The organism is Klebsiella michiganensis (assembly GCF_002925905.1).
GTDB classification, from domain to species: Bacteria; Pseudomonadota; Gammaproteobacteria; order Enterobacterales; family Enterobacteriaceae; genus Klebsiella; species Klebsiella michiganensis.
The window spans coordinates 125043-151788 of record NZ_PRDB01000004.1 but is presented as its reverse complement, the minus strand read 5'-3'; the positions used below and the strand labels follow the sequence as shown (position 1 = coordinate 151788).

The 26746-nt window shown below is 57.5% G+C and carries 20 protein-coding genes and 1 tRNA gene; 6 read left to right on the top strand and 15 right to left on the bottom strand.

The features are described from left to right. Positions 1-22: 22 nt before the first annotated feature. The 7 genes from ygjK to ebgR form a co-directional block, all read right to left on the bottom strand. Positions 23-2371, bottom strand: a complete 2349-nt coding sequence (gene ygjK, locus CDA56_RS11565; protein ID WP_103814261.1) for an alpha-glucosidase — start codon at positions 2369-2371, stop codon at positions 23-25. Between the two features lie 17 nt (positions 2372-2388). After that, positions 2389-3447, bottom strand: a complete 1059-nt coding sequence (gene ygjJ / locus CDA56_RS11560) for a protein YgjJ (protein ID WP_103814259.1) — start codon at positions 3445-3447, stop codon at positions 2389-2391. A gap of 46 nt (positions 3448-3493) precedes the next feature. Next, on the bottom strand, positions 3494-4927 hold the full coding sequence (locus CDA56_RS11555) for an amino acid permease (RefSeq protein WP_004854403.1): 1434 nt from the start codon (positions 4925-4927) through the stop codon (positions 3494-3496). Positions 4928-5155: 228 nt separating this feature from the next. Beyond that, positions 5156-6589 carry an amino acid permease gene (locus tag CDA56_RS11550; protein WP_014226913.1) on the bottom strand — a complete coding sequence of 478 codons (1434 nt, stop codon included), beginning with the start codon at positions 6587-6589 and terminating at the stop codon, positions 5156-5158. 93 nt (positions 6590-6682) lie between these two features. Next, positions 6683-7132 (bottom strand): beta-galactosidase subunit beta, encoded by a 450-nt coding sequence (locus CDA56_RS11545; RefSeq protein ID WP_104011364.1) that lies wholly within the window; start codon positions 7130-7132, stop codon positions 6683-6685. Beyond that, positions 7129-10221: a beta-galactosidase subunit alpha gene (gene ebgA, locus CDA56_RS11540; protein WP_103814257.1), complete on the bottom strand. Its 3093-nt coding sequence runs from the start codon at positions 10219-10221 to the stop codon at positions 7129-7131. The genes CDA56_RS11545 and ebgA overlap by 4 nt, the downstream gene beginning before the upstream one ends. 514 nt (positions 10222-10735) lie before the next feature. Next, entirely contained in the window at positions 10736-11719 is a 984-nt protein-coding gene (gene ebgR, locus CDA56_RS11535; protein WP_032720237.1) for a transcriptional regulator EbgR, read from the bottom strand. Positions 11720-11938: 219 nt separating this feature from the next. Here ebgR and CDA56_RS11530 point away from each other — a divergent pair, with 219 nt between their 5' ends. Next, positions 11939-12271, top strand: a complete 333-nt coding sequence (locus CDA56_RS11530; protein WP_102803965.1) for a tRNA-binding protein — start codon at positions 11939-11941, stop codon at positions 12269-12271. A 37-nt stretch (positions 12272-12308) separates the two neighbouring features. Here the strand turns inward: CDA56_RS11530 and ygjG are convergent, their stop codons facing one another. Further along, the gene (ygjG, locus tag CDA56_RS11525) at positions 12309-13688 is read right to left on the bottom strand and encodes a putrescine aminotransferase (protein WP_004854393.1); all 1380 of its coding nucleotides are present in this window, start codon (positions 13686-13688) and stop codon (positions 12309-12311) included. Between the two features lie 240 nt (positions 13689-13928). Beyond that, positions 13929-14483: a PadR family transcriptional regulator gene (locus CDA56_RS11515; protein WP_004854392.1), complete on the bottom strand. Its 555-nt coding sequence runs from the start codon at positions 14481-14483 to the stop codon at positions 13929-13931. A gap of 238 nt (positions 14484-14721) precedes the next feature. Here CDA56_RS11515 and CDA56_RS11510 point away from each other — a divergent pair, with 238 nt between their 5' ends. Then, positions 14722-15495 (top strand): siderophore-interacting protein, encoded by a 774-nt coding sequence (locus CDA56_RS11510; RefSeq protein WP_025105901.1) that lies wholly within the window; start codon positions 14722-14724, stop codon positions 15493-15495. Positions 15496-16078: 583 nt separating this feature from the next. On the opposite strand, the gene CDA56_RS11500 is transcribed toward CDA56_RS11510, so the two are convergent. The 4 genes from CDA56_RS11500 to dhaK form a co-directional block, all read right to left on the bottom strand. Next, positions 16079-17728, bottom strand: a complete 1650-nt coding sequence (locus CDA56_RS11500) for a glycerone kinase (protein ID WP_049082849.1) — start codon at positions 17726-17728, stop codon at positions 16079-16081. A 67-nt stretch (positions 17729-17795) separates the two neighbouring features. Further along, a complete protein-coding gene (gene dhaM / locus CDA56_RS11495) occupies positions 17796-19214 on the bottom strand; it encodes a dihydroxyacetone kinase phosphoryl donor subunit DhaM (RefSeq protein WP_103814255.1) in 1419 nt (472 codons plus the stop codon). Between the two features lie 10 nt (positions 19215-19224). Further along, positions 19225-19857 (bottom strand): dihydroxyacetone kinase subunit DhaL, encoded by a 633-nt coding sequence (dhaL, locus tag CDA56_RS11490; RefSeq protein WP_014226902.1) that lies wholly within the window; start codon positions 19855-19857, stop codon positions 19225-19227. A gap of 11 nt (positions 19858-19868) precedes the next feature. Next, positions 19869-20939: a dihydroxyacetone kinase subunit DhaK gene (gene dhaK, locus CDA56_RS11485; RefSeq protein WP_009651831.1), complete on the bottom strand. Its 1071-nt coding sequence runs from the start codon at positions 20937-20939 to the stop codon at positions 19869-19871. Positions 20940-21535: 596 nt separating this feature from the next. On the opposite strand from dhaK, the gene CDA56_RS11475 reads away from it, so the two are divergent. From CDA56_RS11475 to CDA56_RS11465, 3 genes are all read left to right on the top strand, one after another. Continuing rightward, on the top strand, positions 21536-22633 hold the full coding sequence (locus tag CDA56_RS11475) for a glycerol dehydrogenase (RefSeq protein WP_009651847.1): 1098 nt from the start codon (positions 21536-21538) through the stop codon (positions 22631-22633). 104 nt (positions 22634-22737) lie between these two features. Beyond that, positions 22738-24651 (top strand): dihydroxyacetone kinase operon transcriptional regulator DhaR, encoded by a 1914-nt coding sequence (gene dhaR, locus CDA56_RS11470; RefSeq protein WP_103814253.1) that lies wholly within the window; start codon positions 22738-22740, stop codon positions 24649-24651. Positions 24652-24790: 139 nt separating this feature from the next. Beyond that, positions 24791-25114, top strand: coding sequence for a DUF1889 family protein (locus tag CDA56_RS11465; RefSeq protein WP_071532228.1), 324 nt, complete (start codon positions 24791-24793; stop codon positions 25112-25114). Between the two features lie 95 nt (positions 25115-25209). On the opposite strand, the gene CDA56_RS11460 is transcribed toward CDA56_RS11465, so the two are convergent. Further along, positions 25210-25285, bottom strand: a tRNA-Ile gene (locus CDA56_RS11460). Positions 25286-25409: 124 nt separating this feature from the next. Between CDA56_RS11460 and mug the strand changes: the two genes are divergently transcribed. Further along, positions 25410-25916 carry a G/U mismatch-specific DNA glycosylase gene (gene mug / locus CDA56_RS11455; RefSeq protein WP_009651862.1) on the top strand — a complete coding sequence of 169 codons (507 nt, stop codon included), beginning with the start codon at positions 25410-25412 and terminating at the stop codon, positions 25914-25916. A 69-nt stretch (positions 25917-25985) separates the two neighbouring features. Here mug and CDA56_RS11450 read toward each other — a convergent pair whose 3' ends face one another. Further along, entirely contained in the window at positions 25986-26648 is a 663-nt protein-coding gene (locus CDA56_RS11450) for a TetR/AcrR family transcriptional regulator (RefSeq protein ID WP_025105906.1), read from the bottom strand. Between the last annotated feature and the right edge of the window lie 98 nt (positions 26649-26746).

Genomic DNA, 26746 nt, shown 5'->3' with positions numbered 1-26746 from the left:
GCGGGGTGAGGGGACATCGTAGCTACTTACGGAAAAACTCGTTATACAGCATGTACAGATGCGCCGCGCTCCAGGAGAAGTTCGGCGCGCCCTGCTGAGCGCCGGTGAGCGGATTGTAGTTCTCCTGAATCGGGCCATCGGAGGTTAACCCCCGGGCGTGCCTGAAGAAGGCGCCCGCCAGCTGCATCGCCTCTTCGCGGTGGCCGTAGCGCTCCATCCCTTTCAGGCCGAACCAGAACTGGTCCACCCACACGCGGCCGCGCCAGTAAATATCCGCGCCAAACGCCGGATTCGTTAATGCGGCGGTACCCAGCGGTACGAAAGTATTGAACTCTTTGTTGTCCAGCATCACCGAAATGACGTCATCGGCATGCGCCTGAGTGGCCGCGCCGTTGAACAGCGGCGACCAGCCCTCCGGCCCTTTGCCACGCTCGACGATCGGCTTACCGGCACAGCCGTTTGCCAGCGGCTGTGCTTCAATGCGAATGTCGTAATAGAATTTGCTCTGCGGGTCGAACATGCAGGTGTTGATATAGTCGGCGAGCTTTTGCGCCAGCGCCCGGTAGCGTTTTGCCTCCTCCGGCTTGCCGAGAAGGGTCGCCATCTCCGCCAGATAGTGGTTGTCGCTGTACATATAGCTGGCCTGATCGACCGACTCCTGCAGCAGCGAATAGCCGAGCAGATTGCCGCTTTTATCCCGGTTTTCAGCAAATTTCACCGTCCAGTCGCTGCGTTTGCCGCTGTCGGCGATGTATTTATCCAGCTGATCTTTATCGATAAAGCCGAAGACCGCCGCGTCGTCGCGCCCCGACTCCCAGGAGGCGGCCACCTGTGCCGGGATCTCCAGGCTGTCGTAATCGCCCTTCGCCGTCACCTGCTCGTAGGTTTTCAGGCCGGAAAGCGTCCGTTCTTTATCGCCCTTTTTCACGGTAAACAGCATCGCGCCATCGGCGGTGTTGTGCGCTTTATCGCGGGTCGCACCGTACTCCGGCACGCCGTTGCCGTTGTGGTCGCGGTTGCGCAGCCACCAGTCATGGTAGGCCACCAGCTTCGGGTACATTTCCGCCAGCCAGGCTTTATCTTTGGTGACGTTATAGACTTCCATCACCGACCAGGCCGCCAGGCTCGGTTTGGTATTTCGCTCGTTCCAGTTGCTGCCGTCGCCGCCGCGCTCCGGGCTCAGGTTCCAGGCGATCAGATCCGGAATGAACCCGGCATCCTGCGGCCGCACTTTATCGTCGGCGGCAATCTGCCAGGAGAAGACGGCGCGGATGTTCTCTTTCGCGATCTCCGGGTTGAAGTGGGCCATGGCGTAGGCCTGCTTCCAGGTATCCCACGGCCAGGTCTGGTTGCCGGAGAACCAGCGCCCGGTTACCGACGGCGTGACGGTGTTGTGCTTAACGGCGCCGCCCGGCGCGCGCCAGTTGCCGTTAAGGGTTTCGATCGCTTTCACCGCCACCCGGGTTTGCTGCGCCGTGGCATCAGGATTGGTCAGCCCCTTTTGCAGATAGCCGTTCCAGCGCGCCTCGGAAGCGCGCAGATAGTGCGCCGGTCGCGCCAGAATATCGCGGATTTGCGCTTTCTCAAGGCGCACCTGCTCGGCGTTCAGCAGGTGCGAATAGGTGGTATAGAGCGTGGTCGAGCCGTTGATTTGCGCGCTGCTGGTGAATCGATGGCCATCGATTTGGGTGACCGTCGGCAGGGAGCGATGGATCTGATACTGCGATTCGCCGGAGGTCATTAAATCCGATGCGGAACGGACTTTACCGAAGCTGACCGTCAGTCCGTCGTGGGTCGCGCTCAGGCGGCGCTGATAGTCCGGGAAGGCCTGGTCGATGGTTTGCGTTGACTGCGGTTTCCCCTCTTTGGCGGAGAGCGTCTCCAGCAGCTCGCCGTCCCAGACCAGCTTAAGCGGACCGCTGCTGGTGATTTTAGTCTCCAGTAAAGACGTGTGCGCGCTGGCAAAACGCAGGGTCATCTCGATCTGTACGCCGGGCGCGGAGAGCGTTTGCACCAGCGCCCCGGGCAGGCTCCAGGCCTGCATGGTGAAGGCGACTTTTTTGCCGTTCTGGTACACCGTCAGGCGATCGAAATGGGTCGCCATAAAGTTGATGTACTCCTCGGTGAGCAGCGCGGGCCCCGGAAAGCTGCCCATGGTGGCTGGACCGTCCGGCAGCAGATGCCCATGCCATGCGCCCAAATCGAAAAACGGGTTGAAACGCTGGTGGTCGTCGCCATCGAAATCCTGCATCGCCTGCGGCGCGCCGCTGCGGTTGATAACATTTTTAAAGTCATCCGCGGTCAGCGCGTGGGCGGAAAAGCTTAGCAGCAGGGCGCAGGCCAGCGGCGTCAGAGTGGTGATGATTTTCACGGTATTGATATCCCTTTTTACCAGTAGAAATATTGCATCAGGAAAACCTGGTCGCTCGGGTCTCCGGAGGCGTTTTTCATGTAGAAGCGGCTGTCCGCGGCGGTCGCGAACCGTCCGCCGCCGTATTCGTACCAGATGCCGAACTGCATAAACGAGGTGGTTTCCTCGGCGGCGCGATCCGGGCGGTGTTTGGCGTAGCTATAGGCGGTCGAGAGATACACGCCCTGGAGCGCTTCATACATGGCGCTGGCCATAAAGCCGGTCTCCGTTCCCGGCACGTTTTGCCCCCTGGCGCGCCCGGTATGGTGCCAGGCGCGGGCGGCGAGGTTGGGGGTGAGAATACCGGTTAACAAGAGCTGACCGGTACCGTCGGTTAGCTCAAGACCGTTCATCCAGGTGACCTTTTCGGCAATATCGTACTGGACGTAGCCGTTGACCATCGCCGGGTAGGTATATTTATCGTCGTAGCGGTCGTATTTGCCGAAATGGAGCCACGCTTTGCTTTCATCGTGGTGCCCGGCGGGCGTGGCGGTCACGCTGTAGCGAAAATCTCCCGCCAGGTTCTGCACCTTGAGCGCGTACATAATATCGCGCGTATTGGGGATCACGTAGCCGAGGTCGGGTGTGAAATCGCCCCACCACTGCAGATCGTCGAGCGATGAATCCTGGCGCAGGCTGAGCATAATCTCGGTGCTGCTATCGGTTTTATATCCGCCGTAGAGGCGGTTTATTCCACCTTCAAATCCGCCCCAGCCGTGGTCCGGTACCCAGGCATTCCCCTGACGATCGGCCTGGACCGTCCAGCCTTCGCCATAAATTAAGCCAAACCAGCTGCCGTGCTTTATTTCCAGCCCGCCTTCAATATAGGTGCCATCGCTATATTTATGTTTATCCTCACCTTCTAAATCCATATATCCGCCGACCCCCAGTTCACCGTAAAAACGATAGGAAGTGGCGCTCAGTTGAGGCGTTTTCATATCATCATGTTCCGCCGGGTGAGCAACATCAGCCGCTACGGCAGGTGTGCACAAGGCCAGGGCGGCAAGCGCCCCGTAAATCAAGTTATTCTTTTTCATCGCATTATTAAGAGATATTGTAATTTATTATTTTAGGGAAAATGGCTTATGACGCGTCCGAAGCCGGCGCCGCTTCAATTCTTTTTTCTTCTACCGTTAATCCCTTCACGTATTTGCTGTATTTCCACCACGCAAATCCGAGGAAGATAACAATGCCGCCGACGTTATAGAAAATAATGGTCAGAATATTGCCGCCGGTGGGAAAGGTTGAGGCGACGAAGCCGATAGCGAAAATAACAATCAGCATCGAGACCACCGTAATGCCGGTGGTGCGTGAGCCCATTTTAAAATCGCGCGGCAGATGATCGAGCCTGCGGCGCAGGTTGAGATACGCCAGCATGATAAACAGCGGCGGCAGCATCGAGGCGGCGGCGGTCATGTTGATGATGGTGTTCATTAAATCCTGCACGGTACTGGAGCCCATCATCGGGATAATCATCAGCGGAATCACAATCAGGAACTGGATCCACGCCGCGCGCGCCGGTACGCCGTTTTGATTGAGCTCGACGGTTTTTTTACCAAATATGCCGGCCGGGATTTCGGAGAAAAAGATTTTGACCGGCGTCGCGGTCCACATTAATAACGAACCAAACATGGCGGTAAAGGAGACCAGGCCGACAAAACGGTTGACCACGATTTCCGGCAGGCCAAACCAGACCGCCATGCCGTGGAAGACCTGTACCGATCCGCCTGTATATTTCAGCTCTTTACTGCTGATAAACACGTTAATCAGCACCGAGGAAATGGAGTACAGCACGCCAATCACGATCCCGGCGAGGATAATGACCTTAACGAATGATTTCGATCCGCCTTTCACGTCATTGACGTACACCGCGACGGACTCCGCCCCGCCGGCCGCCATAAAGATCCAGGTGGTGATGCCGAGGAACGCCCAGTTAAAGTTCGGGATCATTGCATCCACGGTAATCGGATCCGCTGGCTGAATACCGCCCACCAGCGCGCTGCCGGAAAGCAGAATGTAGGAGAGCGTCAGCAGCAGCATTAACGACGAGGTCACCGAGGTAATAGGACCCAGCATTTTTGCGCCGTTGGTGGACACCCAGGTCGACAGGGCGAACAGCGCCATGCTCAACATCGTGGTGGCGACGGGCGTCAGAATGTACTCGTAGCCGAGGAAGGCGTAGGAGGCATACGCGATGACTCTCGGCAGCAGCGAGGTGAAAAAGAACAGATTCACGAACCAGTAGGTGTAGGCGGTAATAAAGGCCCAGCGCCCGCCGAGGGAGCTTTTTACCCACGCATAAACCCCCGCTTCGGAGTTTTTATTCAGCGAAACGAATTCCGCGATGATCAGGCAGAAAGGAACGAAGTAGAGCAGGGTCGCGAGGAAGAACATCGGCGCCGACGCCAGCCCCAGCTCAATATTGTTATTGATCACGTTGTTAAAACTGAAGACGGCGGCGAAGGTCAGCGACAGCAGGCCGAACTTGCCGATGGTATTACGTTTGATATCAGACATAACACATCTCCACACATTGTCCTTCAGAGAATGGCCGAAGGGGATTGTGTTGTTTGTAGGGTAGAGGTAGTTAAGTATTGCGGTTAATTTTAGTAAAAATTTTAGTAAATAAAAGCGGTAAAAATGAATTGCTTTAACTCGATCACGAAAATGGTTGAGCGCGAGATCCTGGCTGGCGGGTAAAAAAATCCCGCCGGGCGATTTAACGCTGGCGGGAGGAACGGTCGCTTATTTCACCGGATTTACCGCTGATTTCAGCACCGATGGTTGGCTCTTGCGCTGTTTTTTCTCAAAGCGGGTTATCCACCACCACGCGAGTCCGGAGAAGACTGCGGTCATAAAGACGTTAATGAAGAAGGCATTCACCAGATCGACCCCCGGTGGGAAAGCCGAGGCGGTCATGCTGACCAGGAAAATCACCATCAGCATCGACACCACGGCCATCCCAACCTTTCGTGACCCCATGCGGAAGTCGCGCGGCGTGTCGTCGTGTTTCCAGCGGAAAACAAAGTAGGCAGCCATGATAAACAGCGGCGGTAGCATCGCGGTACCCGCGGTCAGGTTGATAGCGGTGTTCATCATTTGCTGAACGCTGGCGGAGCCGAAACCGTTCACGATGAGCATCAGAAAGACGAAGACAAATTGCCACCAGGCGGCGCGTACCGGCACGCCGTGGACGTTCAGCTCGGTGGTTTTTTTGCCATAGATGCCGGCAGGAATTTCAGAGAAGTGAATTTTTACCGGTGCGGCGGTCCACATCATCATGCTGCCGAAAATGGCGATAAACAGAATGATGCCGACGAAGCGGCCCATCAGCGCTTCTGAAATATGAAAATAGGCGCCGAGGCCGGTGAAGATTTCCACCATCCCGGCCGCATAGGTCAGATCTTCACGTGCCACAAAGACGTTGACCAGCAAAGAGCCCAGCGCGTACATGCCGCCAATCAGGATCCCGGCGGTGATGATGACTTTAATAAACGATTTCTGCCCACCTTTGGTGTCGTTCAGGTACGCGGCGACGGTTTCAGCCCCGCCTGCCGCCTGGAAAATCCAGCACATGATCCCCAGCGTCGCCCAGTTGATGGTAGGCGCCATGGCGTGCAGCGTAATCGGCTGCGCGGGGACATGGCCCGCGCCCAGCGCGGTAAAAGCGCCGACCACGTAAATCGCAAATAGCGCGAAGACGCCATACGCCACGCATTCGGAGATTTTCCCCAGCCAGGTCGCGCCTTTAGTGGAAATGTGGGTGGCCATGGCGAACAGGACGATAGAGATCAGCGACGTGACCATCGGCGAGAAAGGAATGGCGTAACCCATAATGGCGTACGAGGCGTAGGCCACCACGTTCGGCAGCAGCGACAGGAAAAAGAACAGGTTCACAAACCAGTACAGGAACGAGCCGAGATAGGCCGCGCGGGTACCTAAAGGCTGCTTCAGCCAGGCGTACATACCTGATTCGGAATTCTTATTCGCTGACACGAATTCGGCGATGATAAACACAAACGGAATAAAATAGACCACCGTCGCAAACAGAAAGATAGGGGCGGAGCTGAGCCCTAACTCGATGTTGTTATTAACAATATTTCGTACGTTAAATACGGCGGCAAACGCCATCGACAGCAGGGCGAATTTACCTATTTTGGCGCGAACTGATTCGGACATAAGTCCTCCGAAAAATTATCTGGCCCGCATTGAGGGTTAGGGCCGGGAAGGCCAGCTAGTCGATCCGCTGGCCTCATCTTGCTTCACGCGGGCTTACTTATTCAGGAAGTAGCCGTCTTCGATAGTTACTCTGAGCACCACCTTTTTGACCGGCGAGTCGCAGATAAAGCGATAGGCTTCATGGGTGTCGCAAATCACCATTTGTCCTTCGTGAACCTGCACGGTTTCACCAATGCCTTTCAAATATTCACGGTCGGTTTCATCGCGATAGCAGGCCACGGTCTGCTGCTGCTCTTTGGCGGCAAACTCAATTTTTTGCTGACCCTGAAGGTAGTAATGCACCTCGAAATAGCGGCGGTTGCCAACGAACAGCGCATCCGTGGTGCTGTCGCTTGCCACGCGATAGGAGAGCGAATCGCCGATAGAGTGGGCCACCCCGGGCCGAATATTGTCGATGTTATTAATCGCTTCTACGCAGCGCTGCCATTTACGCCCACTGTGATAAATTTGCTTAAACTGTTCTAAGTTATCGAGAATTCTCATTTTTCAGCCTCGCTGTGTGAATCGGAGGAAAAGAAACCGGCGCCAAAGCTATGATTCGCCAGCGTCTGCGAGGAAGCGCTCCCGCCTTCCAGCGGCAGCAGCGTAAAGCCATAGTTGAACGGTTTGAGCCACACCCGCCAGCTATCCAGCACCTCGCTCCCCCAGGAGTTAGAGCCCAGGCCGAGCAGTTGGGCGTCGATATTCAGGGTGATGTCATCGCTGCGACGCAGTTCGTTACAGTGCTGCGCGGCGTGCAGATTCTCCGCCGTATAGTGCCAGGCGCTGATGTTGAGCGGATCGCGCGGGACCACCATCAGACCGCTGCCGTGACGGTCGGTAAACGCGGCCCAGCGGACGTGCTGGCGGTTGCCGTTGTTCTGCGGGAACGGATAGTTCACGAACATGTCGTCCACGGTGGTGCGCCAGAGGTCAATGATGTTGCTCTGCTGGCTGTCGGCGTAGTTTTCGCCGGGACCGCGCCCGTAGTAATCCACCTGTTCAAACTGGCCGTTAATGCCCAGCATAAAACCGATGCACGGCACGATGTGCGGATAGTCGCCGTAACGTTCGCCCGCAAGCTCAACGTTAATATGCCCCTGCGGGGTAATCTGCCAGCGGTAGGTGCAGCGCATGCCGAAATCGAAAACCGGCGGGGCGATGATGCTGCGGGCGGTGATAATCACCGTATCGCCGCGCTGCTCGGCGCTGAATTCACGCAGATGCTCCTGCATGATTTGCAGATGATTTGGCTGCCACAGCCCTTCGTATTCCTGCTTGTGGTTATCAATCATTGGTTTGAAGAAGTTAATCTTCGGCTCACGGGTCACCTGGTCTACGCCGTTCACCTGCCATTCGCTCAGTTTGCCGCTGATTTTAGAGAAGACCACGCGGAAGTTATGCCCGGTGATGCTGTAGCTCAGTCGTTCATCAACTATCCGTAGCGGGGTTGCGCTGGCATTCATCAGCGGCGATTTCGTTGCCGTCTGTTCTTTTAGCCGGAACTGGTAAACGGCGATCGGATGGTTGGCCTCGCTGTACGGCGTACGGGAATCTTTGGTTACCATGATGTTGACGAAGGTTTCGCGATCGTCCAGCTCCGGCAGGTCGATAGTGATATCGCGGCCGCTGTTTGGCGCAAGATCGCGCACCTTAAGCTGCTGGCTGGCAAGCGTAGCCCCCTCGGCGCGCACTTCCACGCGCAGGGTGTAGTCATCGAGGGTCGAGAACCAGAGCTTATTGTCGATGCGCAGCTCGCCGCGGGCGATGTCCGTCGCCTGAACTTTTACCGGGGCGATAACCTGCTTGTACTCTCTGAGCCCGGGTCCAGGCGTCTGGTCGGAGAAAATCAGCCCGTCGAGGCAGAAGTTGTAGTTATTGGGATAGTCGCCGTAGTCGCCGCCGAATTTGTACCATACCGCGCCGCTGTCGTCGGTGGCCTGGATTCCGTGATCGCACCACTCCCATACGTAGTGGCCCTGAATACTGTCATGCTGATAGAACACGTTCTGGTATTCGCTCAGCCCGCCGGGACCGTTGCCCATCGCATGGGCGTATTCGCAGATAATCCGCGGCTTGGCATGCGGATATTCCCCAAATTCGTTCATCAGCGGTACGCGGGTATACATGGTGGAGATGATATCCACCACCTCCGCGTCGCGATCCTCTTCGTAATGCACCAGCCGGGTATCATCGATCGCCTTAGCGGCGTGATACATCGCGCGAATGTTGCAGCCGTAGCCGGACTCGTTGCCTAGCGACCAGATGACGATCGACGGATGGTTTTTCTGCGCGTGGACGTGGCGCACGATCCGCTCAACGTAAATATGCTCCCATGCCGGGTCATCGGTGATGGCGCTCAGGTTGCCGACGTTGGCGAAGCCGTGGGATTCGACATCGGTTTCCGCCATCACGAACAGGCCGTAAATGTCGCACATCTCATAGAAACGCGGGTCGTTGGGGTAGTGGGCGGTACGTACCGAGTTAATATTGTGCTGCTTCATCAGCAGCAGATCTTTCTCAACGCGATCCATTCCTACGGCGCGGCCCTTCAGATGGTCGTTGTCGTGACGGTTAACGCCGTGGAGCATCACGTAGCGGTTATTGATATAGAACAGGCCGTTGCGCACTTTGATATCGCGAAAACCGACGCGCTGCGGGATAACTTCGATAATCTCCCCGGCGGCGTTTTTCAGCGTCATCACCAGGTGATAGAGCCAGGGATTTTCTGCCGACCACTGCTGCGGCGCCTTCACGTCGATCGCAAAGTCGACGTTCAGCAGCTGGCTGACGCTCAGGCGCGGCGTTGCGCCTTCATACAGCACCTTTTCGCCGTCGAACAGCGCGTATTCCAGCGTCGCTGCGTCCGGCTGAGCGGCGAGATTTTCCAGCACCAGCTGGCAGGAGAGCGTGGCGTCGACGTAGTCATCGTTAAAATCGGTGCGCAGAGTGAAGTCCTGGACGTGAAGCGGGTTTTTGCCCATCAGATACACGTCGCGGAAGATACCCGCCGACCACCACATATCCTGATCTTCTATATAGGTGGAGTCCGCCCACTGCATGACGCGCACGCAAAGCAGGTTGTCGCCGATTTTTACCGCGTGACTAATATCAAACTCCGCCGTCAGGCGGCTGCCTTTGCTGAAACCGATGTACTGACCGTTAACGTACACTTCAAAATAGGTTTCGACGCCATCAAATTTAATCAGGGTCTGCTGGCCCTGCCAGCCCTTGCAGAGGGTGAAGATGCGCTGATAGGCGCCGGTAGGGTTGTCGGTCGGCACGTAGGGAACGTCAATCGGGAAAGGAAAGCCTTCGTCGGTGTACTGTAGCTGGCCGTGGCCTTCCATCTGCCACATTCCCGGTACGGTAATCGGCCCCCAGTCGCTCATGTATTGCGAGGTGAACGCTTCCGGCACCCGCAGCGGGTTGTTAAAGAAGCAGAAGTTCCACTGTCCGCTAAGGGACAAAAAGCGGCTGCTGGTTTCACGGGCGAAGGTTCGCGCCTGGGCCTGCGAATCGTAAGAGAAGAAATAGGCGCGCGGAGGCAGCCGGTTTTCATGAGTGAGTTGAAGATTTTCCCAGCGATTCATATCGCCTCCCTGAACGGACTAAACGGATGGAGGTTATTTTAGTAAAATTTTTACTAAATAAAATCACCGGGAGCGATTTACTTTAACTCGATCACAAAATGAGCGTTACCGGACGCCTGCGGTTAGCGTCGGGAAGGGGACATTCCCGGAGGCGATGCTGCGCATCTGTCCGGGCTACCGTTTGGCAGGCGGCGGTGAACCCGTAGCCCGGGCAAGGCGCGGTAAGCGCCGCCCCCGGGAGCCGGGCGCAGAGAGGGGGAATTTCCCGGAGGCGATGCTGCGCATCTGTCCGGGCTACCGTTTGGCAGACGGCGGTGAACCCGTAGCCCGGGCAAGGCGCGTCAAGCGCCGCCCCGGGAGCAGAGCGCAGAGAGGTGGAGTTTCCCGGAGGCGATGCTGGCGCATCTGTCCGGGCTACCGTTTGGCAGACGGCGGTGAACCCGTAGCCCGGGCAAGGCGCGATAAGCGCCGCCCCCGGGGGCCGGGCGCAGAGGATTTAGCGTCAGAAACGGGATTAGCGGGTGGTGCCGCGCAGCTTCAGCACGCTGGGGACAAAGACGTTTAGCGGCAGCGCACGGCCATCGCGGGCTTTCTCAACCAGCAGGTTGACGCCCTGGCTGCCCATCATTTCTGAATGAATGCGCACCGTGGAGAGCGGCGGAAAGGTAAAACGCGCGGTGGGGATATCGTTAACGCTAATGAGCGAAATATCTTCCGGGATCGAAAGACCGCGTTCATGAATGGCGCGCAGCACGCCGATGGCGATAGAGTCTGACGCGACGAACAGCGCGGTGGGGAAATCCGCCTTTGCCAGCATCGTTTTTGCCAGCTCATAGCCGGAGGAGCTGGAAAACCCGCCGCGCCAGATATCTTCTTCCGAAACCACTCCCTTCAGGCGGCCATATTCGACGAAGGCCACTTCGCGGATGTCGGCTTTACCCGGCTCATCCTGGCCACCAATAAAGCCGATGCGCCGCGCGCCCTGGGCGATAAAAAAGTCGATAACTTCTTTGGCGATGCGCACCAGATCGATGTCGACGGCGTCATAGCTGCTGCCGGGTTCATGGAAATCAATAAAGCAGACGTTGTCGGTTAACGCCGTGGCGGCGTCGCGAATCGCCCGCGAAGGCTGGCCGACAATCAGAACGCCGGTCACTTTTTTCAGCTCGGGTAGCGCGTTGTTAAAGTAGCAGTTGGTCAACTCGATACCGAGCTTTTCGCATTGCGTTTCGATGCCGTGGCGGATTGCCAGATAGTAAGGATCGTTGATTTCCAGATCCTGCTGGTAGCTGTAGATGGCCAGAATATGGTGGTGGCCGACGGTGTGAACCTGAGCCTTACGCGAGCTGGTACTTTTATATTCCAGCTTTTCCGCCACCTCAAGAATGCGATGTTTTGTCTCTTCTTTCACGTTCAGAGTGGGGTCGTCGTTTAAAACGCGGGAAACCGTCGCCAGTGAAACGCCTGCTTCGGTCGCGATATCTTTTAGTGTGGCCATTGTTTTCCTTATCTGACGTTGCCCCATCGACGCAAACCATTGTAAAGCAAGCGCGGGCAGCTGCATCTCTTTTCAGTAAATTTCCGCCGTATTATTCATCCCCGCCGCAGCGTTTCCACCGCGCAAAAGAGTGATGAATCTAACATTCTTCGCACTATTATGCGGAAACCTCGCCGACATTTGTTATCTTTTACTAAAATTTTACTTGAGAGGTGCAAGATGGAAACGGTGCTTTATGCTGATTTTGCCAGACTGGAAATGCGTACGGGAAAAATTGTGGCGATAAAACAACATGAGAATGCCGACAAGCTCTATATTGCCCGGATTGATGTTGGCGATCGCACGCTGCAGACGGTAACCAGCCTCGTGCCGTACTACAGCGAAGAAGAGCTGCTGGGAAAAACGGTCGTGGTCCTGTGTAATCTGGCGAAAGCCAAAATGCGCGGTGAAACCTCGGAGTGCATGCTGCTTTGCGCCGAAACGGACGATGGCAGCGAAAGCGTACTGCTTACGCCGGAAAGGGCGATGCCTGCTGGCGTGCGGGTGGTATAACGCAATGCCCTCTCCCTGTGAGGGAGAGGGCAGGTCACTACGCCTCTTCCACCGAAACCCGCAGCGCCGCCAGCGCCAGGCGGGCCGCTTTTAGCACCTGTTCACACTGCTCAGGGGTCAGCGTCAGCGGCGGTTCAATGCGGATCGTTCTTGCGTTGTTGAGCGTTCCTGCCACCAGTACGCGCTGGCGGAACATCTCGCTGGCAAAGTCATAGCCGATTTCGTTATCGACAAACTCAATGGCCATCAGCATACCTTTGCCGCGCACGTCATTCACCAGATCCGGATATTCGCGGGCCAGCTGACGGAAGCCGTCCAGCAGCATGTCGCCTTTCTGCTCCGCCTGCGCGGGCAGGTTTTGCGTCAGCAGCACGTTGATGGTCGCCAGCGCCGCCGCGCAGGCCAGCGGGTTGCCGCCGAACGTGGTGGTATGCAGGAACGGGTTATCGAACAGCACCGAGAATACCTCTTCGGTGGCGACCGTTGCGCCAATCGGCATGACGCCGCCGCCCAGCGCTTTGGCAAGGCACAGAATGTCCGGCTGGACGTTTTCATGCTCGCAGGCGAACATCTTGCCGGTGCGCCCCATGCCGGTTTGCACTTCATCGAGGATCAGCAGCGCGCCAAACTCGTCGCACAGCTTGCGCACCGCGGGCAGATAGCCCGGCGGCGGCAGAATCACCCCGCCTTCGCCCTGAATAGGCTCAAGGATCACCGCCGCGACGTCATCACCGGTCTTTTTGCACTCGCTCAGCAGGGTGCGCATCGCGTTGATATCGCCAAAAGGCACATGACGGAATCCCGGCAGCAGCGGCATAAAAGGCTTACGGAAAGTCGATTTCGCGGTGGCCGAAAGCGCGCCCAGCGACTTACCGTGAAACGCGCCGCTGGTGGCGACGAAGGTAAACTTGCCGCGCGGAGACTGATAAGCCTTCGCCAGCTTTAACGCCGCTTCGACCGATTCGGTACCGCTGTTGCTAAAGAAGCTGTATTTCAGTTTGCCCGGCGTTAAGGCCGCCAGGGTTTTAGCCAGCATGGCCCGCAGCGGGTCCAGCAGTTCCTGACTATGAAGGGGTTGTTTAGCGAGCTGATTTTCGACGGCGGAAACGACAACTGGATTACGGTGCCCTACATTAAAAATCCCAAACCCACCCAGGCAGTCGATAAACTCCTGTCCCTGAGTGTCGACAAGCGTATTTAACCCTCCCGCTTGCCACTCTACGGCTCCGTAATCCCCGCCAGCAGTGACCGATTTTCGATACGCTAAAAACCCCGGGTTCACATGCTCTTTAAAGTATTCCCTGACCTCCTGGTTAAGTGATTTCATCTCCTCATGATCGAGCGTTCGCTTCTCAATGAGATTCAGTGCGTGTGCGCTGCAGGCCAGAGCCGATGCGCTGGAAGGTAACCTGTTCAAAATATGCTCCTTGGCGGGGCGTATCACATGATACTGAATTAAGTATTGCAGGGATTACGCCACTTCGGCGCGGGCCAGGAAAATCGGGATAAACGCAACGTGAAATTGCGGTTGAGCAAAATTTAATCTTATCGCGAAATTATTGGCATGTTTTACTCCTGAAGGCGTGAAACCATGCGCAGAAGGGGTCCCGCCGCGTGCTTCGCGGCGGTGCAGGCTGCCCGGCGATGGGGCAGAGGGCTAGTCGAGCTGGGAGATTTCCATTGCCGCGCGGTCAATGACGCCGACGATCTGCTTTAGCTGAGCTTCGGTTATTTCCTGCTGGTTAACCCTTAAATCCAGTACCGCCTTAAAATTCTCCAGCGCGCGCTTCATCTGCGGATTTTTACGCAGTTCACAGCCCACCATGCGCGCCTGCAGCCTGGTCTGAATATGCTCCAACTGCTCCAGGTTCTCCGCGTGCAGCTGACTGCCTTCGGCGGTAATGGCGATTTTTTTGCGGCCGTTTTCGTCAGCCACGCTGATTAATCCCTGATCCTGAAGTAAATCGAGCGTCGGGTAGATGACGCCGGGGCTCGGGCTGTAGTTGCCCTGGGTCAGGGTTTCGATCTCTTTAATCAGTTCGTAACCGTGGCTGGCATTGCGGGTGAGGATGTCCAGAATCACCAGGCGCAGCTCGCCGTGACCAAAGAAGCGCTGCCGGCGTCCGCCGCCTCTGCGACCGTGCTCGCCGTGTTCGCTATGTTCCCCGTGGCGTCCGCGTGGGCCACGGCCTTCTTCGTGATGGTGTCTCATGTTTTTCTCCTGTGATTATTTGATATATCTAATTTATATCTAAAAATAATAAAGTAGCAACAAAGTAGTGAATGTATTTTTTATTTAATTGATATTTAACGTTTTAATTTTTGATTTTGGCTTTTGTGGCGTTTTTCTATGACTATATCAAAAAACGCTTGCATTCTTTTTTAATGGCAATCATTATCATTTGCAAGATTTTTAGATATATCTATTCCGTTCACGAAGGCGATGAAAGATGACAACGACCAGGCACCCCAAATACCCGCAGCGCGTACGTAATGAACTGCGCTTCCGTGAGTTAACCGTATTGCGCGTCGAGCGTATCGGCAGCGCATTCCAGCGTGTCGTGCTGGGCGGAGAGGCGCTGGAAGGCTTTGTTTCCCAGGGTTTTGACGACCACACCAAGCTCTTTTTCCCGGCCGCGGGCGCTGCGTTCACGCCACCGGAGGTGACGGATGAAGGCATTAACTGGGGCGATGGCGTGCGTCCGGCGACCCGCGACTATACGCCGCTGTACGACGCCGGGCGTCATGAGCTGGCGTACGACTTTTTTATTCACGATGGCGGTATTGCCAGCAGCTGGGCGCTGGCGGCGAAAACGGGCGATAAGCTGGTGGTCGGCGGGCCGCGCGGTTCGCTGGTGGTGCCGGAAGATTACGCCTGGCAGCTGTATGTGACCGATGAGTCAGGCATGCCCGCGCTGCGCCGCCGTCTGCTGGGATTGCAGCAGCTTCCGACGCGCCCGCAGGTCACGGCGCTCGTCACCATTGGCGATGAGTCTTATCAAGATTACCTGGCCGATCTCGATGGTTTTCATATCGAGTGGGTGGTGGGACATCACTCCTCTGCCGTGGCCGAGCGCCTGGCGCGAATAGCGGTGCCGGCTGAGGACTATTTTATCTGGCTGACCGGGGAAGGCGCGGTGGTGAAATCGCTGCTGGCGCGCTTTGAAGGCCCGGGGATTGATCCGCAGCTGGTGCGTTCGCAGGCCTACTGGCACAGCAAATAAGCGCGGAGAAACCCCGGGTTGCGGCTGGCGCCTTACCCGGGCGACCGGCTTGCAGACGGGGGTGAACCCGTAGCCCGGGCAAGGCGCGTTAAGCGCCGCCCCCGGGAGCAGAGCGCAGAGTGGCAGAATTTCCCGGAGGCGATGCTGCGCATCTGTCCGGGCGACCGGCCCGCAGACGGGGGTGAACCCGTAGCCCGGGCAAGGCGCGTTAAGCGCCGCCCCCGGGAGCAGAGCGCAGAGTGGCTGAATTTCCCGGAGGCGATGCTGCGCATCTGTCCGGGTGACCGGCCCGCAGACGGGGGTAACCCGTAGCCCGGGCAAGGCGCATTAAGCGCCGCCCCCGGGAGCAGAGCGCAGAGTGGCCGATTTTCCCGGAGGCGATGCTGCGCACCTGTCCGGGCTACCGTTTGGCAGATGGCGGTGAACCCGTAGCCCGGGCAAGGCGCGTTAAGCGCCGCCCCCGGGAGCAGCGCGCAGAGTGGCTGATTTTCCCGGAGGCGATTCTTACGCATCTGTCCGGGCTACCGGCCCGCAGACGGCTGCGAACCCGTAGCCCTGCTAAGCGCAGCGCGAGCAGGGGAGACTATTTCTGCGCCAGCGCTTTAAATACCATGGCCACCGCGTGGGCGCCGGGGTCCATATTGCCGCGCAGGCTATCGCTGTTCAGATACGATGCGCGCCCGGCGCCCGCTTTGCTGGCGTGAAGCGTACGATCCGCGCCCGCCTGTGCCGCGGCGAAAGCCGCCTGCAGGTTATCCGGTTCGGCCAGCAGCGCCGTTAGCGCCGGCTGCAGGGCGTCAATCATGGTCCGGTCGCCTTCATCCGCACCGCCGTAAAACTTCATCTGCGCCAGACCGGCGTTTAATGCTTCGGCGACGCTTGCCCCCTGTTCCAGCTTCTGCCCGGCGGCGGTAAAGAAAATCGACATCAGCACGCCGCTGGAGCCGCCCATCACAACCGTCAGACGCTCGCCAATCAGGGCAAACAGCGTGGCGAGGTTAGCCAGCGGCAGCTGACGACGCTGAAGTAAGTCGGCGATGTCGCGCGCGCCGGCGGCGAAGGTGGAGCCGGTATCGCCGTCGCCGACTTTCGCATCCAGCGCGTTAAGGTCTGCTTCCAGCCCGGACAGCGTGCCGGTCACACGTTCCACGTAGCCCGCAACTTCGCCGTTCTCCGAGGGCGCAAACTCCACCCGCGTACTGCGCAGCGATGATGGCATCACGCTGACCGCGCGCGGCTGTACCGGCGTCTGCCAGCCGGCGGTTTCTACCGCGGAAAGCAGCGCCTTCTCAATGCTCTCTTCCAGCACGATGGCAGTGAGGGAGAAGCCTTTCATATCCAGCGCGGTGACCAGCGACGCCGGGCCTATCAGCCAGTCGATACGCTGATGCAGCGGAGTATTGGCCAGCTCGCGGGTCAAAATCGCCATTTCGGCAATCGACACGCCGCCGAGATTATTGATCATCACCGCCAGGCGGCCGGTTTCCGGCAGGGCGGCGCTGAGCTTCTCTACCATCAGCGTAACGATTTCCGCGCTGTTCTGCGTGGCGATAACCGAAGCGCCCGGTTCGCCGTGGATCCCCATCCCCAGCTCGGCCTGATCCGGATGATGGCGCGGAGTCGTTTCCGCATCCTGCGGCAGATGACAGCTGGAAAGGGCCAGGCCAAGGCTGAAGGTGTGTCTGGCGGCATACTGCGCCTCGCGCAGCACGGTTGCCAGATTGTGGCCGCGTTCGGCGAAGTAGCCGGCCACTTTATGCACCAGAATCGTCCCGGCAATGCCGCGCGGGTGTTTGTTATCCGGCAGCGAAATATCATCGCCGACGATCAGCATTTCGACGTTATAGCCCATACGGCGCGCTTTCTCCGCGGCGAGGCCGAAGTTCAGACGATCGCCGGTGTAGTTCTTGACGATCAGCAGGCATCCGGCATCGCCGGTCACGGCCTGGATGGCGGTCAGCACCGCATCGACGCTTGGCGAGGCAAACAGATCGCCGCAGACGGCGGCGGTCAGCATGCCTTTACCGACAAAGCCCGCGTGGGCCGGTTCGTGACCGGAACCGCCGCCGGAGATTACCGCCACGTTGTTTTTGTCGAGATCGCGACGCACCACCACGCGAATGGCGGGATCGCTCTCCAGCCGCGCCAGGTTATTCCACGGGCTGGCGATAATGGTCCCTTCAATCACTTCGTTGACGAGGTTGGCGCGCTGATTAAAAAAGAATTGAGACATAACGGATCCTGAAAGTTAAGCGAGTTCCCGGAGGGGACAGCCTCCGGGGCGGAAAGGTTAGGGCAGGTTAGCCGCGAATCACGCGTTTGCCGGGAATATCAAAGATGACGTTCTCGCCATCTTGCAGCGTCAGGGCATCGCTCTGCTGGCACAGCATCGCGATACCCGCCTGGCGGGCGATAATGGCGCCGTGAGAGAGCTCGCTGCCGGCCTGCAGGCAGATCCCCTTCACCTGCTCTGCGTTAAGCTGCAGGACGGTTGAAGGGAAGATATCGTCGGCAACGAGGATCGAAGGCGCGCTAAACTGCGGCAGCGCTTCATCGCGCTCGTTAAGGTGACGCAGCGTGCGGTGCAAAATATCTTCAATATCAATATAGCGCGCCTGCAGGTAAGCATCGTCGAGATGGCGATATTGTTGGCTTAAATCGCTCAGCACCTGTTGCCAGGCCCACGCCGCGCTGCACTGCTCGTCGCGTATGATGTCGCACGCCGCTGCGTATAAATCAGGGTCATCGAGCAGGGTATGATGCCCGGAGAAGATCGCCGCGATGTCGGCGGAAAACGTCGCCTCTGCCAGAGTCGTCAGCGCGCTAAGGTCTTCCAGCGTCCGGTCGATGGCCCGTTTCAGCCGCAGCTGCTGCTGGCCGATGGCGGCGCTCGTTTCCCGCGAGATCCTGTCCTGCGGCTGGGGATAAAGCACGACCTTACCCTCAACGCGGTCGGCGCTGGCGGGCCGACGCGCGGGCGCCGCCTCGGTTGGCTCGCCGAAGTTCTCCGCCGCCAGCGCCTGGAACGCCGCCAGCGCGGCGTCGGCGTCCGGGCCGCGGGCAAGCAGCCTTAAGGTATCGTTCCGGCGCACCTGAAGCAGGGCGATTTGGTTGAGGCTGTCCGGCGTGACGCATTTACCCCCTTTCTCCAGCACCAGGTCGGCATTGAATCCCGCCAGCGCGGCGACCAGCTTTGACGCCGGACGAATGTGCAGGCCGTTGTGGTTTTGAATCACCACGGAAACCGAGCGCGCGTCGCGGTCGTCGACCGGCGCGGCGGCCAGCGAAGCGTGTTGCGGTTGCGATGGTAACCCCAGCTGTACGCGCTTTGCCTCCAGCGCGTTCATGGCGTCTTCGATCACCTTGTCGATGCCGGCTCCGGCGGCGGCGCTCACCGTCGCCGCCAGAGTCCCTTCCACCAGCGGCGCCGCGCACAGGCGAACCTTCGCCGCAATGGCCGGATCGAGGAGATCCAGCGCGGTTTCGGCGCTCAGCAGGGCGCTGCCGATATCCATCATCACCAGGATATGATCGGCGTCGGCGACGGACTCGATGGCTTCCATAACCTTAATGGGATCGGTGCCGATCGGACTGGCGGGATCGTCAATTCCGGCGGCGATCGCCAGCTTACAGCCATCGTTCATTAACATCTGCCGGGCCAGTTCTCCGACACCTTCGCCCAGACGGGCGCTATGAGAAACAATAACCAGGTTTACCATCGCGTTTTCCTTACTCTTTGGCCGCTGCGGCCAGCATCTGAACCATCAACATCACCGAGGTCGCGCCCGGATCCTGGTGCCCGATGCTGCGTTCGCCCAGGTAGCTGGCCCGCCCTTTGCGAGCCTGCATGGCGATCGTGGCGTGGACGGCGGCTTGCGCCTGTTCGCAGGCAGCATCAAGGGCGCCTGGTATCGACAGGTGCTGTTCGCTGGACTGGCGCAACGATTCCACCACCGGCAGCCAGACGTCGCACATGGTTTTATCGCCCGGCTCGGCTTTGCCGCGATTCACCACCCCTTCCGCGCCTTCGCGAAAGGTCTGATAGAGCTCCTCCAGGGTCAGGCTCTGGTGGGCCTGGGTCACCTGAGCGGCGCGGATAAAGAAGGTGCCGAACAGAGGGCCGCTGGCCCCGCCGACGTTGGAGAGCAGCGTCATACCGGTATTTTTAAGAATAAAACCAATGTCTTTATCGGCAATCGACGGCAGCTTTTCCACCACCTTGCTAAAACCGCGATGCATATTCAGGCCGTGGTCGGCATCGCCGATTTCCCGGTCCAGACCGGTCAAAAAATCGCTCTCTTTGGTGAAAATATCGCCGCAGCGATAGAGCCAGTCTACGATTTGCGTTCTGCTTAATGACATGTCGTTGCTCCTTATTTGCCCCAGTTCAGCGCCGGGGTGTGTACCGGGGCGTCCCATAATGCCAGCGTCTCTTCATCGGCCTTTAGCAGGGTGATGGAAAAGCCCACCATATCCAGAGAGGTACAGTAGCTGCCGATAAGGTTGCGCGCGATAACGATACCGGCCTCCTCGCAGCGCTGCGTCAGACGGTTATAGACGCCGTAGAGTTCGGACAGCGGCGTGGCGCCGAGGTTGTTGACCAGCGCGATAACCCGATCGCCTTTTTGCAGCGCCTGCTTGGTCTGCGTGACCTCCTGCCACGCGCCTTTCACGTTGTCCCAGTGGCGCAGCGTGCGGCTATAGGCGCCGTTTTCCAGCAGGGTATCGAACATTTCGTCAACGGTGCGATCGAGAGAGGTGAAGCGGCGGCGGTCGATGCCCGGTTCGCCGTGAATGCCGACGCCGAACTCCATCTCATCGTCCTGCAGTTCGAATGAGGGTTGCCCGGCGGCCGGAACGGTGCAGGCGCCGAGCGCGATGCCGATAGAGTGGCCGAGGTTGTTGAGCTTGCGCCCCAGTTCGGCGCAGGCTTCCAGCGAGTCGCCGCGTTCGGCGGCCGCGCCCACCAGTTTTTCAATCAGCACGGTATTCGCCACGCCGCGCCGCCCGGCGGTATAGAGGCTGTCTTTCACCGCCACGTCGTCATCGACTACCACGGTGGTAACCTTGACGCCGCTTTCGTGCAGCAGCTCGGTGGCGGTTTCGAAGTTAAGAATATCGCCGGTGTAGTTTTTGATAATCAGCAGCACGCCTTCGCCGCCGTCGATGGTCATGGCGCACTCAAACATTTTATCCGGCGTCGGGGAGGTGAAAATTTCTCCCGGGCAGGCCCCGGAAAGCATGCCCTGGCCAATATAGCCGCAGTGCATCGGCTCGTGGCCGCTGCCGCCGCCGGAGAGCAGCGCCACTTTCCCGGCCACCGGCGCATCGGCGCGGGTGACGTAGACCGGATCCTGGTGCAGCGTCAGTTCAGGGTGGGCTTTTGCCAGGCCAGCCAGTTGTTCACTCAGGACATCTTCGACACGGTTAATCAGTTTTTTCATTGTTTATGCTCCGTCGGAGTTTCGATGCGGCCTCTCTGCTGACGGAGGCGGTCATCGTGTAGGGGTACCGCCTGACGATATGCGATATCGGGCGATGTATTGATTCTGGCTGAGTTGGCGGGAAAAAAAATCGCCATAAAATGAGTTTCATTACGAAACGTAATTATTAATTGTTGTTCCTTAATGAAACATTTTTGCGCAAGGAAAGGGAAAAATGCGAAGTAAGGCGCCTCTTTCACCTCGCTTCATCAGCGTGGAAAGCCCGCTCAGAGAAATAATTTTGCCCCTTCTTGCCGCCCGTGGTGGTGAAAAACGTCGACGATCGTCCGGCTGGTGACCTTCTTTTGCGCCAAAGGGGCGGATCGAGATCGCAATCCCATCGTTTCACATGAATTCATGTTTCAATATGAAACAATATAATTTATGTCCTGTTTCATATCGGGACAAAAAGGGGAAAGATTTTTTTGCCCGCGGCTCGCCCTACAGTGATGGCATCGCTCAGGTAGCGCTTTCGTCCCCGCCTTTGATGTAAGGCCGGACGGAGAAACACCGGGGCTCATCATGTCAAAACATGCACTTATTTGAGGGTGAACGGAATGCTAAAAGTTATTCAATCTCCAGCCAAATATCTCCAGGGACCAGATGCATCCACGCTGTTTGGGCAATACGCCAAAAACCTGGCGGACAGCTTTTTCGTGATTGCCGATGACTTCGTGATGAAGCTAGCGGGAGAGAAAGTGCTGGAAGGTTTGCACAGCCACAACATCAGCTGCCATGCGGAGCGCTTCAACGGCGAATGCAGCCACGTTGAGATCAATCGCCTGATCGCCATTCTGAAACAGCACGGCTGCCGCGGCGTGGTGGGCATCGGCGGCGGCAAGACGCTCGATACGGCGAAAGCCATTGGCTACTACCAGAAGCTACCGGTGGTGGTGATCCCGACGATCGCCTCCACCGATGCGCCAACCAGCGCGCTGTCGGTTATCTACACCGAAGCCGGCGAGTTTGAAGAGTATCTGATCTACCCGAAAAACCCGGACATGGTGGTGATGGATACGGCGATTATCGCTAAAGCTCCGGTGCGCCTGCTGGTGGCCGGGATGGGGGATGCGCTTTCAACCTGGTTCGAAGCCAGGGCCTGCTATGATGCCAGAGCCACCAGCATGGCCGGCGGCCAGTCGACGGCAGCGGCGCTGAGCCTGGCGCGCCTGTGCTATGATACGCTGCTGGCGGAAGGCGAAAAAGCCCGCCTCGCCGCCCAGGCCGGCGTGGTGACCGATGCGCTGGAACGCATCGTTGAAGCGAATACCTACCTCAGCGGTATCGGCTTTGAAAGTAGCGGTCTGGCCGCCGCGCACGCCATTCACAACGGTTTCACCATCCTCGAAGAGTGCCACCATCTGTACCATGGCGAGAAAGTGGCGTTTGGTACTCTGGCGCAGCTGGTGCTGCAAAATAGCCCGATGGAAGAGATCGAAACGGTGCTGAACTTCTGCCATACCGTCGGGCTGCCGGTTACGCTGGCGCAAATGGGCGTTAAAGAGGGCATCGATGAGAAAATTCAGGCAGTCGCCAAAGCGACCTGCGCGGAAGGTGAAACCATTCATAACATGCCGTTCCCGGTCAGCGCGCAGAGCGTGCATGCGGCGATTCTGACCGCCGACCTGCTCGGACAGCAGTGGCTGGCGCGCTAATTTAGCGTCGTCCTGTCCCGCCTCGTTAATGAGAAGGGGCGTTTTATCCCCCTCTGGCGGTTACCGCCGGAGGGGTTGTCGTTTATGAAACAGCGGATAGGGATATGACTGCGCAGACTCAGAGCTTTCCTTTGGTGATAACCCAGTCGTGGCATCGCTGCAGCAAGTTTATGCAGCGGGAAACCTGGCAGACGCCGCATCAGGCGCAGGGGCTGACGTTTGAATCGATTTGTCGGCGCAAGACCGCGCTGTTGACGATTGGTCAGGCGGCGCTGGAGGATGCCTGGGAGTTTATGGATAACCGCCCCTGCGCGCTGTTCATCCTCGATGAGTCCGCCTGTATTCTTAGCCGCTGCGGCGATCCGCAGACCCTCGACCAGCTGGCGGCGCTGGGATTTCGTGACGGCAGCTACTGCGCGGAAAGCATTATCGGCAGCTGCGCGCTTTCGCTGGCCTCCATGCTCGGGCAGCCGGTCAAAACGATGGGCGAGGAGCATTTTAAACATGCCCTGCACGGATGGTCGTTTAGCTCCACGCCGGTGTTTGATAACCACGGGCGCCTGTTCGGTTCCATTTCCCTGTGCTGCTTGACGGAAGAACAGGCTTCGCCTGACCTCTCCCTGACCCTGGCTATCGCCCGGGAAGTCGGCAACTCGCTGCTCACTGATAGCCTGCTGGCCGAGTCGAATCGCCATCTTAACCAGATGTACGGTCTGCTGGAGAGCATGGATGACGGGGTGATGGCGTGGAACGAGCAGGGGATTTTGCAGTTTCTTAACGTGCAGGCCGCGACGCTGCTTCATCTTGATGCCCAGGCCAGCCAGGGGAAAAATATTAATGAGCTGGTGACGCTGCCGGCCCTGCTGCGTCGGGCCATTAAGCACGCGCGCGGGCTGAACCATGTGGAGGTCACCTTCGAAAGCCAGCATCAGTTTGTCGACGCCGTGATTACGCTCAAGCCAATCGTTGAAGAGCAGGGCAACAGTTTCATTCTGCTGCTGCATCCGGTCGAGCAGATGCGCCAGCTGATGACCAGCCAGCTTGGCAAAGTGAGCCATACCTTTGAACAGATGTCGGCGGACGACCCGGAAACCCGGCGGCTGATTCACTTTGGCCGCCAGGCGGCGCGCGGCGCTTTCCCGGTGCTGCTGTGCGGTGAAGAGGGGGTGGGTAAGGAGCTGCTCAGCCAGGCGATTCACAATGAGAGCGAGCGGGGCGGCGGGCCGTATATCGCGGTCAACTGTCAGCTGTATGCCGACAGCGTCCTGGGCCAGGATTTTATGGGCAGCGCGCCGACGGACGATGAAAACGGTCGCCTTAGCCGTCTTGAGCTGGCCAACGGCGGGACGCTGTTTCTGGAAAAAATCGAATACCTGGCGCCGGAGCTGCAGTCCGCGCTGCTGCAGGTGATCAAGCAGGGGGTTTTAACCCGTCTGGATGCCCGCCGCTTGATTCCGGTAGACGTTAAAGTGATCGCCACCACCACCGTCGATCTGGCCAATCTGGTGGAGCAAAACCGCTTTAGCCGCCAGCTTTACTACGCGCTGCACTCCTTTGAAATCGTTATCCCACCGCTGCGCGCGCGGCGTAACAGTATTCCTTCGCTGGTGCACAATCGCCTTAAGAGCCTGGAAAAGCGCTTTTCCTCGCGACTGAAAATGGATGAAGATGCGCTGGCGCAGCTGGTGGCCTACTCCTGGCCGGGCAACGATTTTGAGCTGAACAGCGTGATTGAAAATATCGCCATTAGCAGCGATAACGGCCATATCCGGCTGAGTAATTTGCCGGAATATCTGTTTGCCGAGCGGCCCGGCGCCGACGCGGGCTCCTCGCTGCTGCCCGCCAGCCTGACCTTTAGCGCCATTGAGAAAGAAGCGATTATCCATGCCGCCCGCGTGACCAGCGGGCGTGTGCAGGAGATGGCGCAGCTGCTGAATATTGGCCGCACCACGCTGTGGCGAAAAATGAAACAGTACGATATCGATGCCGGCCAGTTTAAGCGCGGACGTATGGAGTAGTTTCCTGTGGGGAGTAGTACGGAATAGTCGAGCAGAAAAGCACCACGCAAGCGTTTAGCTGCGGTCTGAATCAAAGAAAGGCAACGATCTCTTTGATATCCCGCCGAAGATGGGTCCATAGTGTCATCATGTTCATTACGTGGTTAATTTTAAGGATAAGAGTATGCCAACAGCAATCGATAAAGCCCTGGATTTTATTGGTGGTATGAACACATCGTTGTCGGTGCCGAATACTATGGATGAAAGTACCGCTAAGGGAATTTTGAAGTATTTGCATGAACTAGGCGTACCGGCAAATCCTGCCGACGTCATGGCCCGGGGTGAAAAGGAGGGATGGGATGCCGGGTTCACGGAAAAAGTGGCCGGCTGGGCGGAAAAAATTGCCTCCGGTAACCGGATCGTCATTAAAAACCCGGAATTCTTCACCGTCTATATGCGCGAACAGCTGCAGGCGCTGGTGTAAGCCGCCTGTCGCGAACCTCACGTTAAGCTGCGGCGCCCCGAGGGGGCCGCACAATGCAAAAGGGCCGACGATTTTTCGTCAGCCCTTGCTGTATCTGGTGGCCCCTGCTGGACTTGAACCAGCGACCAAGCGATTATGAGTCGCCTGCTCTAACCACTGAGCTAAGGGGCCGTGGCGAGGGATTATAAAGTAACTGTTCCCCGCAATCCAGCCTAAAAATCACGCCTGCTGTTTTTATAAACAACGCATTTTCAATCCTTTATAATTACCTTTTAGGCATTGAGCTGGGGAAAACATGATTAACGATATTCTGGCGCCGGACCTGCGGGTGGTCTTTTGCGGTATCAATCCGGGGAAGTCTTCCGCCCATACCGGTTTTCATTTCGCCCATCCGGGCAATCGCTTCTGGAAAGTGATTCACCAGGCCGGCTTTACCGACCGTCTTCTGAAACCCGAGGAGGAACTCCAGCTGCTGGATACTCGCTGCGGGATTACGATGCTAGTCGAACGCCCGACGGTGCAGGCCAGCGAGGTTGAGCTGCTGGAGCTCCGCGATGGCGGCCGTGAACTGGTCAGAAAAATGGAAGAGTATCAGCCGCGCGCGCTGGCGATCCTGGGTAAACAGGCCTTCGAGAAAGCGTTTCAGGTGCGCGGCGTAAAATGGGGCAAGCAGCAGGTGACCATTGGGGCGACGGAAGTTTGGGTGCTGCCGAATCCCAGCGGCCTCAACCGGGCGACGCTGGATAAACTGGTGGAGGCCTACCGGGAGCTTGACGAGGCGCTGGCCACGCGAGGGCTTTAATGCATTTCCGACGACAAAAGGGTTACGGCTTTCAGCCCGGTCGTCGGCGGCTGGCTTAAGCCTGAGGCTTTAGTCAGCTTTTTCGCAATCGCTAATATTCCCTTTTTCTATCATGAATAAGAGGGCGTCAAAAGCGAAGTCGAGAAAGGTTTTACGGTCTTTCTCAAGGTGACGTAAAAGACATTCTTCTCTGTATGAGGACTTTTCCACTAGCCCGGTCAGGCAGAGCCAGAACAGCATCATGACGTCCGCGACGGGAGCATTTAATCCAATCTCTTTTTTTTCGGCGGCGTCTGTGATTCGCTTTGCGATAATCTGGTGGATCTGTTCTCCAGTCATAGCGATATTTTTCAACGCCTTATTGTTTTTAGTGATTTTTTCAGAACAGGCGATCTTCCCGGCTATCGCGGAAAAGTAGGCAAGGCTTGTTTCGTGGAGAGCCATCAGCGCATGGCACAGCTCGCGATAAAATTCGCGAAATGAATTTTGCCGATTAGCGATTGGTATGAGCTCCTGATAGAAACGCGCCATTACCTCCAGGATAAGATGATCCAGAATATCCTTTTTATTGTCGAAATAGGTATAAAGCGTGGTTTTACTAAAACCGGCTTCATGTGCGATCTCATCCATGGTGGTACTTTCTATTCCACGGCTTAGAAATAATGTATTAGCGGTGGTTAAAATAACCGTTCTATTAAAATCAGCTAGCTGAATTTTACGCTTGCTATTCATTTCATTTCCCTATGATTTGCCTGCGGTTTTAGGCGTAAATACGCCCCATCAACCAGCCAATAGTACAATCGTAAAACTATGAGTCCAGCGGTTTAATG